The sequence below is a fragment of the Bacillus sp. ISL-18 genome, assembly GCF_018613415.1.
In the GTDB taxonomy this organism is placed as follows: Bacteria; Bacillota; Bacilli; order Bacillales; family Cytobacillaceae; genus Neobacillus.
On sequence record NZ_JAGGQG010000014.1, the window covers coordinates 67,639 to 81,715 of the forward strand.

The 14,077-nt window shown below is 39.7% G+C and carries 13 protein-coding genes; 5 read left to right on the top strand and 8 right to left on the bottom strand.

The window, feature by feature from the left end:
* Window positions 1-150: 150 nt before the first annotated feature.
* The 5 genes from J7E81_RS20915 to rluF all read right to left on the bottom strand — a co-directional run bounded on the left by J7E81_RS20915 (window position 151) and on the right by rluF (window position 5,674).
* On the bottom strand, window positions 151-879 hold the full coding sequence (locus J7E81_RS20915; RefSeq protein ID WP_215045389.1) for a GntR family transcriptional regulator: 729 nt from the start codon (window positions 877-879) through the stop codon (window positions 151-153).
* Window positions 880-945: 66 nt separating this feature from the next.
* A complete protein-coding gene (frlD, locus tag J7E81_RS20920; RefSeq protein WP_215045390.1) occupies window positions 946-1,728 on the bottom strand; it encodes a fructoselysine 6-kinase in 783 nt (260 codons plus the stop codon).
* 67 nt (window positions 1,729-1,795) lie between these two features.
* Window positions 1,796-2,809 (bottom strand): SIS domain-containing protein, encoded by a 1,014-nt coding sequence (locus J7E81_RS20925; protein ID WP_215045391.1) that lies wholly within the window; start codon window positions 2,807-2,809, stop codon window positions 1,796-1,798.
* Between the two features lie 329 nt (window positions 2,810-3,138).
* Window positions 3,139-4,482, bottom strand: a complete 1,344-nt coding sequence (locus tag J7E81_RS20930; protein ID WP_215045392.1) for an amino acid permease — start codon at window positions 4,480-4,482, stop codon at window positions 3,139-3,141.
* A gap of 484 nt (window positions 4,483-4,966) precedes the next feature.
* Window positions 4,967-5,674: a 23S rRNA pseudouridine(2604) synthase RluF gene (gene rluF / locus J7E81_RS20935; RefSeq protein ID WP_251028785.1), complete on the bottom strand. Its 708-nt coding sequence runs from the start codon at window positions 5,672-5,674 to the stop codon at window positions 4,967-4,969.
* 241 nt (window positions 5,675-5,915) lie between these two features.
* Between rluF and J7E81_RS20940 the strand changes: the two genes are divergently transcribed.
* The 3 genes from J7E81_RS20940 (at window position 5,916) to J7E81_RS20950 (ending at window position 9,168) form a co-directional block, all read left to right on the top strand.
* Window positions 5,916-6,794: a L,D-transpeptidase gene (locus J7E81_RS20940; protein WP_215045393.1), complete on the top strand. Its 879-nt coding sequence runs from the start codon at window positions 5,916-5,918 to the stop codon at window positions 6,792-6,794.
* Window positions 6,795-7,399: 605 nt separating this feature from the next.
* Window positions 7,400-8,557: a ParM/StbA family protein gene (locus J7E81_RS20945; protein WP_215045394.1), complete on the top strand. Its 1,158-nt coding sequence runs from the start codon at window positions 7,400-7,402 to the stop codon at window positions 8,555-8,557.
* Between the two features lie 8 nt (window positions 8,558-8,565).
* Window positions 8,566-9,168 (top strand): hypothetical protein, encoded by a 603-nt coding sequence (locus J7E81_RS20950; protein ID WP_215045395.1) that lies wholly within the window; start codon window positions 8,566-8,568, stop codon window positions 9,166-9,168.
* A 61-nt stretch (window positions 9,169-9,229) separates the two neighbouring features.
* Here the strand turns inward: J7E81_RS20950 and J7E81_RS20955 are convergent, their stop codons facing one another.
* The gene (locus tag J7E81_RS20955) at window positions 9,230-9,355 is read right to left on the bottom strand and encodes a DUF4023 domain-containing protein (RefSeq protein ID WP_215045396.1); all 126 of its coding nucleotides are present in this window, start codon (window positions 9,353-9,355) and stop codon (window positions 9,230-9,232) included.
* 232 nt (window positions 9,356-9,587) lie between these two features.
* On the opposite strand from J7E81_RS20955, the gene J7E81_RS20960 reads away from it, so the two are divergent.
* Entirely contained in the window at window positions 9,588-10,520 is a 933-nt protein-coding gene (locus J7E81_RS20960; RefSeq protein WP_215045397.1) for a phosphotransferase, read from the top strand.
* Window positions 10,521-10,556: 36 nt separating this feature from the next.
* On the opposite strand, the gene pepT is transcribed toward J7E81_RS20960, so the two are convergent.
* Both pepT and J7E81_RS20970 read right to left on the bottom strand, forming a co-directional pair.
* On the bottom strand, window positions 10,557-11,789 hold the full coding sequence (gene pepT / locus J7E81_RS20965) for a peptidase T (protein WP_215045398.1): 1,233 nt from the start codon (window positions 11,787-11,789) through the stop codon (window positions 10,557-10,559).
* A gap of 510 nt (window positions 11,790-12,299) precedes the next feature.
* A complete protein-coding gene (locus J7E81_RS20970; RefSeq protein ID WP_251028786.1) occupies window positions 12,300-13,226 on the bottom strand; it encodes a nuclease-related domain-containing protein in 927 nt (308 codons plus the stop codon).
* Window positions 13,227-13,440: 214 nt separating this feature from the next.
* On the opposite strand from J7E81_RS20970, the gene J7E81_RS20975 reads away from it, so the two are divergent.
* Entirely contained in the window at window positions 13,441-14,064 is a 624-nt protein-coding gene (locus J7E81_RS20975; protein ID WP_215045399.1) for a TetR/AcrR family transcriptional regulator, read from the top strand.
* Window positions 14,065-14,077 lie beyond the last annotated feature (13 nt).

Sequence of the window (14,077 nt, forward strand, 5' to 3'; positions counted from 1 at the left end):
GTGGTCAAGGTTATCTGCTTGGAAAGATCCAGATATATTTAAATATTTGCTTTCCAAAATCATGCTACTTCATGTTAGCAGTATATAAAAATAATTGCAAGAGGAATTTTAAAAAAATATCTAAAAAAGGTTTCACCAAACTTACATGAGCTATTTTGCCCGATGAACCGTAAGTTTAACCTTGTTTGTTTCACACATAAAGGTAGAGAGATGGACAGGTTCATCAGCTGAATTGAATGAGATCTTTAAAATTTTAAAAAGATTAGCCCCAATATCGCATTCCAACCATTTAGCATAATCTTTTGTAGCACCAATAACATCAATAATTTTGTCATTACTGACAATTTCCGTTTGGTAATCGTTCAAAAGAATTTTATAGGTTGATTCATTTCCGACAATTTTCTTTTCTAAATCTGGGAATCGAATTAACGAGAAATGGGCAATATCATAAAACAGAGGGCGATCATTTACATACATTAGCCGCTCAAGTTCCAAAATGGGGCTTCCTTCCTCAATTTTAAGATATTCTGCTATTTCCTCAGTTGCAGGTATAACCTCGCTTTTTAAAATTCTAGAATTAGGGGTCATGCCAAGCTGATGACTAAACTCCGAGAATCCGCTTACAGATATTAACTCGTTATGAAACTTTTTTGAGGTAACATAAGTTCCTCTTCGTGGAATACGTGTTAATGTACCGTCCTTTACCAGCTCCTCAATTGCTTTTCGGATGGTAATCCGACTTACATTGTAAATATCACAAAGTTCAGCTTCAGTTGGGATTTGTTCATCTGGTTTATACTTACCTTGCTGGATATCATTTTTCAACATTTGCCTTATTTGCATATAGAGCGGCTGGGGGGTAGAAGGATTTAAATTCATTACCTGCTTCATCCTTATCAATCAATAAATTTTACTATCTATTATACATCTATAGCCCAGTCCTAGTCACCATGCACCGAAATATTGAATCGTTTTTGCGGCTGTTTCCGTACCTAGCTGTAAACATTCTTTAATGGTACAGCCTTTCAAGATTCCATAAATAAAACCCGAAATAAAAGAGTCTCCTGCTCCCATTGTATCAACTACATTCTCTTCTATCACACCATATTGGTAAAATTGCCGACCATCATAGGCAAGAGAACCATTTTCTCCTAATGTTGCCACAGCAACTTTTGAGCCAAGGTTTTTAATTTCCTTTAAATACTGACGTATATAGGCATCATCTTCTGTATAGGAAAAAAAGGCATAATCGACAAACGGTGGTAAGGTATTTACGAGGGGATCATCTAATTGGTTTGAAAAGTCAAATGAAGTAAGCAGCCCCAGTTCTTTAAAGGCAGGATAATAGTGCTCCACATGTCCCCAAATTCCAGCATGTACGCATTTGTGTGTTCCGATAAAATTAATTTCCTCGGGCGTTAAGGTAAAGTCAGCCATTACACCTTCATCATATTCTCCGAAGTGGCGATCATTGTCAACTAATTCAACATAGGTGACCGCCGTTTTACCTTCCTTTTGAGATAGATGAGTGGTATTAACACCCTTGTGTTGGATAGCACGAATCATTCCTTTACCGTATGAATCAGACCCAACCCAGCCAATATAGGACGTTTCAGCACCTAAGCCTTGTAAATAGACAGCGACATTGACGGGATTTCCTCCAGGATAGGCCTTCCCGCTTGCTTGATAAACATCCATGCAGTTATCTCCGACAGCAGCTATTTTCATTGTTATATCCCCACTTTTCCTTTTTTAAGAAGAAACGAGCACTACAAGTAGTGCTCATTCATCAATTCTAATATTCCATTTGGCGATAGTATCTTCTGAGGTCTAACGAATGGTTCCGTTCACGCTCAAGATAAACACTGATTCTGCTTAAGACGGACCAATTAATGCTAACAGCAAAGTGTTTTCGAAATTCATCGCTGATCCCTTCCATCTCGAAATCTTTTGTATCAATTATCGTTACATTTTTTGTTATATTTTCAACAAATCTTTCTACACGATCCATAAGAGGCCTTGTTTCATCCTCCCCCTTAAGTAAAATCACACTTGTATCTTCGACAACAAGTTCAAGCGTACCGTGGAAAAACTCAGCCGCATGAATGGATTTAGCATGGATCCATTGCATTTCCTCTAAAACACACATCGCATAGCAATAAGTATTTCCCCATAAGTTACCGGAACCGACCATCATATGATAATCTGTATCTTTATGTTTGATTGCAAATTCTTCTGCTTGTCGATCAAAAGATTTAACAGCATTCAGAATGGCACGTGGGAGTAAATTAACTTCCTTCGTAAATTGCTCATATTGAGGAAATTCATCGTGGTTATACATAAATCGGAAAATAACCATGTATAAAAGCAGATAAAAAGTATCAAAAGAATGTTTTTCTGATCCTGTAGTGATACAATAGTCGACCATTTTTGTTAATGGTGTATTCGGCTCTGCGACTAATGCAATGGTTGTGGCTCCTTTTTCTTTACAATACTCGGCAGCTGCAAGGGTTTCTTTCGTTGTTCCAGAAACAGAGGTAAAGATACAAACAGAATCTTTACTAAAATGCTTATGGTTCATAACCATAAACTCCGCTGCAATTTCTGCATGAACATCAATTGTAGAGTTTGATTTTAAAATATACTCATAAGGATACATCATGGCAATGGTTCCGCCTGCACCGATTAGGAAAATGTTCTTGTAGCCTTTTTGGCAAATTTCATCAACAAAACTCTCAATTTCCCCTCTAAATGCAAGGCCCTCTTTTTCAACTAGCGTAAGGAATAATTCTTCATCAAATTTCAACATGGACTTGGTCCTCCTTTTATATCGTGGAAAAAACTATTTGTTATGTCTTGTATTATAATTAGATATAACAAATAATGCAATGCATATTTAAAAAAATGGCTGTGTTACAGGCTATTGATGTTTTTTAACAAGTTGATTGGAGCGGAAGGCGGCGAAGACTCCTGCGGGAGTACGGGCTAGGGGAGACCCCACAGGCGCAAGTGCGCCGAGGAGGCTCCCCGGCACGCCCGCGGAAAGCGAAGCCGCCTGGAGTGGAAATCAACATTCAAGATTAACACAGCCCCAAAAATAGGAAGTTAGTATTTGGATCTAACTTCCTATTAATCCAGTCATGCCACTACATCATTGCCCTTGCTACTTGCGGACCCATACCTTTTATTCCAATAAAAATAAACAGGAAGTCCGGTTGCAATGACAATAAACGCTGCAATCATACCTTGCCAAGGAGCCCAAGTGAAGGTTCCCCAAGCAAGCCATGAGGCACCAAGTATGGCTAAAATAGTCGTTAATTTCCACATTGGCATACGATAGATTGGGTTATAATCATCCCGTTTACGGCATTTGTAAACAGCAGCAAAGTCCAAAATATTAATAACAAGCTGAATGAGTGTAAAATACCCAAGTAAGGCTGTTAAATTACTCATAAACACGAGAATACAAGCATACGTAACTTGAATAATAATTGAAAAACTAGGAGTTTCATATTTAGGATGGACCTTAGCAAACCGTTGAAAAAATAGTCCATCTTTCGCCATCGCATATTCCAAACGAGGCTGAAACATAATACAGGAGCTTAATGATCCGAGAATAACAATAATGGCTGTAATGGCGACAAAGGAAGAAGCAATGTGAGATAGACCTGGAATATAACTCACTGCCTCTGAAACAGCAGCATTTGAATGAATTAATTTATCAAACGGCATTAAGCCGATGACACATATGGCCAGCAAGGTGTACAAAGCTAGGACAATGAATACCGAGCTAATGAGTGCACGTGGGAGTATTTTTCCAGGATTTTTAAATTCGCCAGCCATAAAACAAATCGCTGCCATCCCTGTGTAAGCCCAAGTAGTTGCGGATACGCCTCCGATTAAACTTGTTTTTACAGCTCCATGCGCAGGCACATATGAAAAATTGCCAGCTTTCATATACATCAAGCCTAAAACAATGACAATAATAAAAGGAATGATCTTAACAGCAGTGATAATAACTTGGAATAGTCCACCTTCTTTTACACTTCTGTAATGGATGGAGGTAATGACTAAGATGATCGCAACCCCTAGCAACTTTCCGGCCATACCAGAAAAGAATGGAAAAAAGCTAGCAAGGTAAGAAACAATTGCTAAAGCCATAATAGAGATGGATGGGGGATCTAACGCCCAGAACGTCGCCCAACCGTATAGAAAGGCAAGAGGCCTCCAACCGGCTTTATTTAGGTATACGTAACCGCTTCCATTTTCAGGATAAGCAGTGGATAACTCTGCTAATACCATTACTTGCGGTATGGCGATTAGGCCGCCGATAATCCAAGCTAAAATTGAAATAGATGGAGTTCCTGCTGCTTTTGCAACATCACCAGATGAGACAAAGATACCTGACCCAACAGTAGTTCCAACCGCAATCGCTAGAGCAGACCAAAAACCCAGTTTTCTTGTAAGAGTGCCATTACTCATTAAGAGTTCCTCCAAATCCAGATTCTAAGATTTCCAATTCCTTTACTTTTTTCAATGATTTACTGAATGTATCATGTGATGTTCATCCCCAGAGATCTCATTTATCAGCCCCTTTTTATTTGAAAACGTTTTATTTGTTATGCCTTGTATTATAATTAAACATTACATAACTTTCAATAGGGAATTTTAAATATACTCAAATAAATAGTTTCGTAACTTTTAATAGGCTATTTTTCTTTTCATTAGGTTGTTGTATTATTGCGATTTTTAATAGAAGGAAGGTCAAGTAATTATAACTGTGACAGTTTTTATTTTGTACATAGACCAACTCAAAGAGGGAGGGTAATAGAGAAAGTCGCAAAAAAACAAGGAAAGACCAGCCGATTATTTATCGGGAAGTTGAAAAAGATGGAGAGTGTTCTGGAAGAAGGCCGAAGAGAAATAAAAGGATGAACCAAAATGATGCTGGTTCATCCTTTTTTATCTACCATTCCCGAGGCTGATAGTTAAGGTCATCGAATAATTGCTCTTTTTCCTTTTTGGTTAAATCCCGCCACTGGCCAATGGGCAGTTTCCCCAAATGGATATTCATGATCCTTGTCCGCTGCAACCTGACTACCTCATAGCCTAAGGCGGCACACATCCGGCGGATTTGCCGGTTAAGCCCCTGGGTTAGGATAATTTGAAAGACATACTTTGAAAGCTGTGTGACTTTGCATGGAAGTGTTTTGGTATTTAAGATTTCCACTCCGCCAGCCATTTTCTTTACAAACTCAGCGGTAATTGGCTTATTCACGGTAACAATATACTCTTTTTCATGCTTATTCTCTGCGCGGAGAATTTCATTTACAATATCTCCGTCATTTGTTAGGAGGATTAGACCGTCTGAGTCCTTATCCAGCCTGCCAATATGAAAAATCCGCATTGGGTGATTTACAAAGTCAACAATATTTCCTTTTATATGCCTTTCAGTTGTACTTGTAATTCCGACTGGTTTATTTAAGGCAATATAAACATATTCTTTCTTAACTTTAATAGGACTCCCATCAATGCGAACCAAGTCACCAGGCTCTACCTGGCTGCCCATTTGCGCGACCTGGCCGTTAATGGTGACCCTGCCCTCGCTAATTAACTTATCTGCTCCTCGTCTAGAGGACTTTCCCGACTCACTAATAAATTTATTAATCCTCATAATAACCACAACCTTAAGTGGAATAGTCACTTAAGAATAACCTACTTTTATTATTCTTTTCAAGCTGTCCAACTGGTGCCTGTCACCATTTCTTCTATTTGCAATCAGTTTAACCAAAAATGTCGAATGAATTTTTGATAGATTTGTAAACTATTAAAATGTTTCTATCAAATTGTGACAAAAATTTCCTCTCTGAAATGTTATTGTAATCTAAAATACATATATATATGGGGAGATGCAAATGAAGAAGTTATCGATTATTTTTGTTTTGCTTTTTAGTATCTTTGTCTTTACTACACCAACAGATGCAGCAGGCAGTTCCCAACTGATTATTATTAACAAAAAAATTAACACTCTTGCTTTCTATGATGGGGGAAAGTTAGTAAAAACCTTTAAAGTGGCCACTGGTAAAACAAGAAATTTAACTCCAGAGGGTAAATTTAGAATTGTTATCAAAATGGTAAACCGTCCATATTATAAGGGGCATATTCCTGGCGGCGATCCACGTAATCCATTAGGAGACAGATGGATGGGATTAGAAGCAAGGGGTACATATGGAACAACCTATGGCATACATGGAAATGCAAATGAAAACTCAATTGGAAAATATGTAAGCCATGGCTGTGTACGGATGCACAATCAAGAGATTCGCTGGCTTTACAGCAGAGTTCAAAATTATACGCCGGTTGTCATCACATACTCTACTAGCAGTTTTGACGCCATTGCCAAGGCAAACGGAGTCAAAGTGAATGTTCCAAATGGCTGGGTTCAAAAGAATGGACACCGTTATTATTATGTAAATGGAACACTTCAATATGGCTGGTTAACAATCAGTGGGAAAAAATACTTCTTTGATCATATAGGAGTGATGAGAACAGGCTGGGTTGTAACTGGAGGAAAGAAATACTACCTGGATCCATCTGGAGTATTGAAAACAGGCTGGCTAGTAACCGGAGAAAAGAAATATTTCCTTGATCAAACTGGAGCCTTGAAAACGGGCTGGGTACAAATCGGTGGAAAATCGTACTACTTTTTTCCTTATCCTAACGGAAACATGGCAGTTAATACCGTTATTGAGGGCCGTAAAATCGGACCAGATGGTGCTTGGCAGCAAGTTTAATATGTAGCTTTAGATTTACTTGGCTTTAACGGTCAGATTCAGGCACAGGCTGTTCAGCATGGTGATACGTTTGTACCAACCGCGCAGGTGATTAACGTAACTGATTTCCAAAATTACCTGCCAAACCCACAAAACATTCACTTAAGTTCATTAGGATATCAAGTAGTTGCTGGTGAGTTTTGGAAAGTAATTAAATAGTTTTATAGATTATTAGGCACCCCCTGCCGGGTGCCTAATTTTTTTACGGAAGAAAAAGTACCCTTTATTATTATGTTTACATTTATTGTATACTTGTAAACATAATGTATACGGTCTGTTTGCGTTTTTGTTTACGTGTATACAAATTGTAAACATGAAGTACACAACCGCGTTTACATGTATACAAAGGTGTACACATGCGGGAATAGCACTATGTATACGGATATGTAGTAACTGTTTACAAAACTGTTTACAAAATCAAAAAGTTTACAAATTGTTTACTGTTTTACACTTTTATTTCTTTTCTATCCGTCCCCCTTGAAGAATCTATCAATCTCCTATAGCCTTATAGAGAGAGAGTTTTTATTACATAAAAAACTATTTAATGAAAAGGAATGATAATTATTATGACTAAATCTAGAGTTGCAGCAATAGATGTAGGAAATGACTCCATTAAAGCTATTTTCGGGGAATTGGAATATGAGTTGAATATTCCTAACATTATCGCCAGGGATACAGAAGACCGCCCTGTCATCGGTATTGAAGAGCTTGACAATAAAAATCCGCTCGATGGCATTCATATTAAAGTCCACTCCCCTGCCCTTAAGGAGAATAATGCAATTTATCGTGTTGGTAATTTAGCAACCAAGACAGATAATGCGACGGAATTAGATCCAGGCAGTAGTAAATCGGAAGAGGATCAAACACTGATCATGCTTTTTGCCACATTGGCATTAGATGCAGTAAATCAAGATAGTTTTCCACGTGCGAAGAACGTAATAGATGCTTCTTATACATTAGGAACAGGTCTTCCCCTTCGTGAGGTAAAGGAAGGTAAGGATGCCGGCTACCGTTCAAGATTAGTTGGAAATGTCCATCAGGTTGAATTTTTGGTCACTCCGAAATATCAAGGACTAAAAGTTAATATTAAATTTAACGAAGTAAAGGTCTATCCGGAAGGCTTCGCAGCTTATATTAATCTAGTAATGGATAACAATTTGAAAATCATCAACAAGGACTTAATCGATCGACGTATCTTGATTCAGGATATTGGCGGGTTATCAACTGATATAGCTGTAATTAAAAATCGAAATGTAGACGATGATAAGGCGCAGGGCTTTAACCTTGGGGTATCAGAGTCATTAGAAGCGATCCGTGAAGAAATCCGTAAAAAGCACGGTGTTGAGCTGGACAGCCGCCGTGATGTAGTGGAAATCATTACAAGAAAAAACGATCGCAATCATATTATGGTCAAGGGAAGCAGGACAAGCGTTCACGATATTACCGATCGTATATTGCTTGATTTAGCCAAAAAACAATATCGTTTGTTACGAAATGTTTGGCAGAAAAATTCACAGACAGAAATCTGCTATTTTGTTGGCGGCGGATCACATGTCCTTAAAGATTATCTAAAAACGCTAAATAATAATTTAGATGGTTACAATATTGAATTCTTTGAAGATGATAAGGAAAGTATTTGGATGATGGCCAATGCTTACTACAAGCTCATCATGGATTTCGTCAGAAAAACGGAGAAGCCTAAAGAACCAATCAAAACGAACTAGGTGATCGTATGAAGAAAAATTCCCTATCTGAAATTAAGCGCGGCCAGGCGATATCCTTCCGTGTTCCTTCAGATACACCTGATCATATCGTCAAGCATTTACAAAGGCTAAAGGAGACCGAGCGGCGGAATTTCTCCAGTACCATTGCCGAATTTGTTATGGAAGGGGTCAGTCATTCCTTCGCACGTGAGAAGGAGACGATTACCATCCCCCTTCCTAAAAAGTTAACAAAGGCACAGCGGGACTGGTTAAAGCATGAGCATTCGGAAGCCATGCTGGGCAGTATCCTCTATCAACTGATTTCTGATCCAATTCGGGCGACGTCGTTACTTGCCTCATTGAACAGTAATTCCTTAGATATTGAGGAGGCCTTGTATCTGCAGGAGGATATGCCGTCTGCCTCCGCTCACAGCGAGGATATCCCGATTGAAATAGATTCCTTTAAGGAACTTGCGGCAGGTCTAGATGTTGATGACCTGGAGGATGACTTAAATGATTTTGATTGGGAGACGGCGAGGCAAGCGGAGCCGCTGCCTGAGGAAGAAAGTAGCGAAGAGGAATTAGATGCGGATGATCTGCTTGGCGGTTTCTTAGCGAATATGAATAAATAATCCGAAAAAACGAGCCCCGTCTTTTATAAGGCGGGGCTGTTTGATCCTTTAACTCAGTCAATTAGTGCTGCTTATTCGGTAGCTTCTGGCTTTGATGGCCATTACTTTGACGTTCTTTGTTATCCTTGTCTTTTTCTTGTCTTTCCTGCAGTTTTTCAACAAATTCATGTGTAGTATTGTCTTCCATTTATGCATGCCTCCTTTTAAAAATGAACCATAGTTATTCTGTCCAACTCCAATAAAATTATGTAGGCTGTTTAATGGTGCCAGATATAAACTCGAGATTTGTTCATACATATTAGTGAAGGTCTTTTTGACTAGGATATTTATGGTTCCTTTTCCTTGTTTTGAATAGAGCTATTTACTATAATGGAAAAAAATATGAAAATACTACTATATGAATGGGTGGTGGGCCGATAATGCTGCCTGCTAATATTGTCCTTGAAAATGGTGTTCTTAATGATGCCTTAATTTTAAAAAGAGAATTCCTCTATCAAGGAATGAATGGGCGATTTGTTGAGCGTTTTTTTCTATCTCCTGCAGTAAGCTTTATTTTCAAACCATTAACCAACAATGGCCAGTTAGGAAGAGAAGTATGGGTCCACCAACATATACTCCCACAGTTTCCTGCCATATACCCCAAAATTATTTCCTACAGAATAAGTGAACAGCCTGAATGGAATTGGATGATCGTAGAGGACCTCGGGGCACTGAACCACGATTTTAGTGAAAAAAGTGCTTTAGAAGTTAGTAAGTGGGTGGCCTGGTGGCATTCCCTGCCCATTGAAAAAATAAAAGATGTCCCGATCCCAAATTTGAAGCCGCAAATGGATACAATCGCAGCTGAAGTTGGCTGCAGCAAGGATGCGTTTTTACAACGGTTGCCGGCACTAGGATTAGATCGGCAGCCTATTGAACAAGTATATACATTGCTTGGAAAAATTAATTTCTCTACTCGACTCGTTTTATCACATGGGGATTTACATTTAGGTAACTTTTCCTTAGTCGACAATCAGCTAAAGATATTGGACTGGGAACATTCCCATCTAAATTCACCCTATTGGGATTTGTATCACTTAATTGATATGTCCCATCCTCTTTTTCCTAAACAGGTTACATCAGAACTGCGCCAGCAAATCTTGGAGATATACCTTAATCAAGTAGATTTTGAAGTGGAGCGCGACTTGTTTATGAAAGAATATTATTTGTTTTCCGCGGTTTTCTCGATGTGGATGATCGGGCTGATCGAGAAAGACCTCCAAGCAAAGGAGCGGAAATGGCCTGAAGAACAATTGCATAGGCAGATGAAAGAAACCATCGTAAGTCTTAAGCAATGTGCGGAGGCGCTTTGAAAAAAAGCTAACCATTTGGGTTAGCTTTTTTGCGTATTATGCTTTTTGCTCAGTTAATTTGATGATTTCAATAATGGTTTGCGTTGCTTTTACCATATTTTCAACCGAGATAAACTCGAACTTCCCATGAAAATTTTCGCCGCCGGTAAAAATGTTCGGGGTTGGCAGACCCATATAGGAAAGCTGTGAGCCATCAGTGCCGCCGCGGATTGGTTTAGTGATTGGTTTGATGTCTAAGCTAACCATCGCTTCATGAGCAATGTCGACAATCTCCATAACCGGTTCAATTTTCTCTTTCATGTTGTAGTATTGGTCATTCAGTTCGAGCACGATTCTGTCGGAGCCATACTTGGCCTGGAATTCACTCACAATGGATTGTAAGGCTGCCTTGCGGTCATTGAATTTTTTTCGGTCATGGTCACGGATAATATAGTGAAGATTGGTTTGCTCCACATCACCGTTGAAAGCTAGCAAATGATAAAAGCCTTCGTATCCCTCGGTATGTTCTGGTGCCTCTTGTGCCGGAAGTTTGCTATGTAATTCCATACCGATTTTGATAGAGTTGACCATTTTATTTTTGGCTGATCCTGGGTGGATGTTACTGCCTTTAATCGTAATTTTCGCTCCTGCGGCGTTAAAGCTTTCGAATTCTAACTCACCAAGCGGACCGCCATCAACGGTGTAAGCATATTTTGCATTGAAGGCCGCAACGTCGAACTTATGTGGGCCTCTGCCAATTTCCTCATCCGGTGTGAACGCAACGCGGACCTTACCGTGTTTGATTTCAGGGTGTTGAATAAGGTAAGCCATTGCGGTCATGATTTCCGTAACGCCAGCCTTGTTGTCCGCGCCTAGCAGGGTGGTGCCGTCTGTTGTGATTAGTGTATGACCTTTGTATTCTGGAAGACTTGGGAAGTCCTTGGGTGACAAGATGACGTTTAGGGCTTTGTTTAGGACGATCTCACCGCCATCGTAGTTTTCGACGATTTGCGGGTTGACGTTTTTGCCGGTGAAGTCGGTGGCAGTGTCAACGTGGGCTAGGAAGCCGATGGTTGATACGTCTTTGTCGGTGTTGGCTGGCAGGGTTGCCATCACGTAGCCGTTTTCGTCGATGGTTACTTCTTGCATCCCAATTTGTTTTAGCTCTTCAACTAACATGCGAAGCAATGTCCACTGCCCTTCTGTTGATGGACAGGTTTCGTTGTTTTCATTGGATTGTGTGTCAACTTTTACATAGGAAGTAAATCTTTCAATTAGTTCGTTTTTCAACTTTGCTGCACTCCCTTTTTTTGAGTTTTTAATCATGAATATCATATCACTTTGGGTGAGCGGTTACACGTTTTGAAAAAAGTTAATGGCAAGAGGTGAGAGGATTTGTGGATAGATTACTGCAATTAGCGGATGAGCAACTCTAACTTGCGCCAGGCAAAACAACTTGCGGATAAGAGGTGCTAACTTGCGGATGAGAGGCGCTAACTTGCGGAAAGAGAGAGGCAACTTGCGGATAAGCAACTCCAACTTGTGCAAGGGAAAACAACTTGCGGATGAGAGGCGCTAACTTGCGGAAAGAGAGAGGCAACTTGCGGATAAGCGCCTCCAACTTGCGCAAGGGAAAATAACTTGCGGATAAGAGGCGCTGACTTGCGGAAAGAGAGAGCCAATTTGCAGATAAGCGCCCCCAACCTGTGCAAGTCAAAACAACTTACGGATAAGCGCCCCCAACTTGCGCAAGTCAAATCAACTTGTGGAAAGCAACTCCAACTTGCTCAATGGCCAATATCACCGTTTTAAACGAAAATCCATTGTGTAGGACCGGTAACGATATTTTCCCTCACTTAGCAGATTCATGCTTGTTAATATTCGATTTGCAGTGTAAATATCCTCCACCCCCAAAAACTCCCGACACTCCCTATTAGTGATACTCCTCTTAAAAATCAAAAACCACTCCCTTAAAGTCCTCTCATGTGCAAGATGATCCTTAGTATTGCAAATAGGGCAAACCCAGGTTCGTGGTGTCTTCACCATCCCGATTCTATGGCATTTCAGACACCTCACGCCTGTTTTGAAATCACTAAAAGGAATATGAAAAGTCTCGCAAACTGGTTTTGGAATGTACATTTGATGACTATCGAGAAGCTCTGCAGACAGCCAATGGAAGGTATCAGGATCTAGCTTCTGTTCCAGGCTCGGAATGTTTTTTAGATAAGAAGGAATCAAGTTAGGATATAAAATCTTTGTCCTTTGAGGAGGAACAGCCACAATCTGTTTCGGGTAGGATAAAACAACAGCACCATAAAGAGGAATCTTGATATTTCGGCTCTTTAGCCAATCAGAAAGCAACTCATAATTTCGCTCCAGTTGAACCACCGGACTCTCAAACCCGTCCTTATGTCCGTCTTCCCGGGTCCTAATCAATTGTGGAGGGTTATCTTTAAATTCGAGAATCCCGCCAATATTTTTAACCTCTAACACCACCCCAAACCTGGGGCTCAACAAAAACGTATCCATTTGAAAATCAGAAGTAGGAGATAAATCATGAAAAATGTGGTGGTTAAAAGAAAAAGAGGACGTACGGAGAACTTCAGCGACCTGGTCTTCCCCGCCAATTCCTGCTTCAACTGAGGACTGTTTTCCTGCCAATACAGGCAGAAGAGGATGCCCGGCAGGAAGACGGCCTTGAGAGGATATCAAGCCTTCTAACTTCAATGAGGGGTCTCGACTTTTGATGCAAATATAAAACACCTCCCTTAAATTTACATGAATCGTATCATATCCCACAAACCCAAACGATACCCTCTGTATCAATTTCATAATATTGTAAAAAATATAGCTTATCCGCCTATTGATCAGGGTAGTCAACGGGATTATAATGACTCCATTGACTGATGTGGTCAACACTAAAAACAGGGGGGCTGCACCAGTGTTCTCAAAATTTTTCAACTTAGAAACGGAAAAACAAGACCGAATCCTAAATGCTGCCATAAAGGAATTTGCCCAGAAAGGATATGATAAGGCCTCAACCAACGAAATCGTGAAAGAAGCCGAAATCTCAAAGGGATTAATTTTTCATTATTTTAAAAACAAGAAGCAGTTATTCTTATTCTTATTTGACCATTGCATCCAAATTATTACCGATGACTTCTACAAAAAGGTCGACCTTAAAGAGGAAGATTTTTTCAAAAGAATACGGAAGGCGGTCGCAATTAAAATGGACCTCCTTGCCAAATATCCAGACATCTTTAAATTTATTGAAGAAGCCTATATGGACGATGCAGCCGACATTAGAGCGGAAATTGAGAAAAAGGTGAAAGCCTTAAATGAGATTAACTTTGGGAAAATTTACGAGGGCATTAATCTTTCGAAGTTTCGCGACGATGTCGACATCCGAAGAATCTTAAAAATTATTACCTGGACGTTTGAAAAATTAAGTGAAGAGGAGCTTAACAAAGCAAAATTAACAGCAAATCACGAAATTGACTACCCGGCCATCCAGCTTGAAGCTGAGCAATATTTCGAAGTATTAACCAAAGTGTTTTATAAGTAAAAAGGGGGCAGGA

Excerpts from the sequence above, each read along its gene's own strand:
- J7E81_RS20915 (WP_215045389.1), bottom strand. The coding sequence starts at position 879 with ATGAATTTAAATCCTTCTACCCCCCAGCCGCTCTATATGCAAATAAGG.
- frlD (WP_215045390.1), bottom strand. The coding sequence starts at position 1,728 with ATGAAAATAGCTGCTGTCGGAGATAACTGCATGGATGTTTATCAAGCA.
- J7E81_RS20925 (WP_215045391.1), bottom strand. The coding sequence starts at position 2,809 with ATGTTGAAATTTGATGAAGAATTATTCCTTACGCTAGTTGAAAAAGAG.
- J7E81_RS20930 (WP_215045392.1), bottom strand. The coding sequence starts at position 4,482 with ATGAGTAATGGCACTCTTACAAGAAAACTGGGTTTTTGGTCTGCTCTA.
- rluF (WP_251028785.1), bottom strand. The coding sequence starts at position 5,674 with ATGAGGATTAATAAATTTATTAGTGAGTCGGGAAAGTCCTCTAGACGA.
- J7E81_RS20940 (WP_215045393.1), top strand. The coding sequence starts at position 5,916 with ATGAAGAAGTTATCGATTATTTTTGTTTTGCTTTTTAGTATCTTTGTC.
- J7E81_RS20945 (WP_215045394.1), top strand. The coding sequence starts at position 7,400 with ATGACTAAATCTAGAGTTGCAGCAATAGATGTAGGAAATGACTCCATT.
- J7E81_RS20950 (WP_215045395.1), top strand. The coding sequence starts at position 8,566 with ATGAAGAAAAATTCCCTATCTGAAATTAAGCGCGGCCAGGCGATATCC.
- J7E81_RS20955 (WP_215045396.1), bottom strand. The coding sequence starts at position 9,355 with ATGGAAGACAATACTACACATGAATTTGTTGAAAAACTGCAGGAAAGA.
- J7E81_RS20960 (WP_215045397.1), top strand. The coding sequence starts at position 9,588 with ATGCTGCCTGCTAATATTGTCCTTGAAAATGGTGTTCTTAATGATGCC.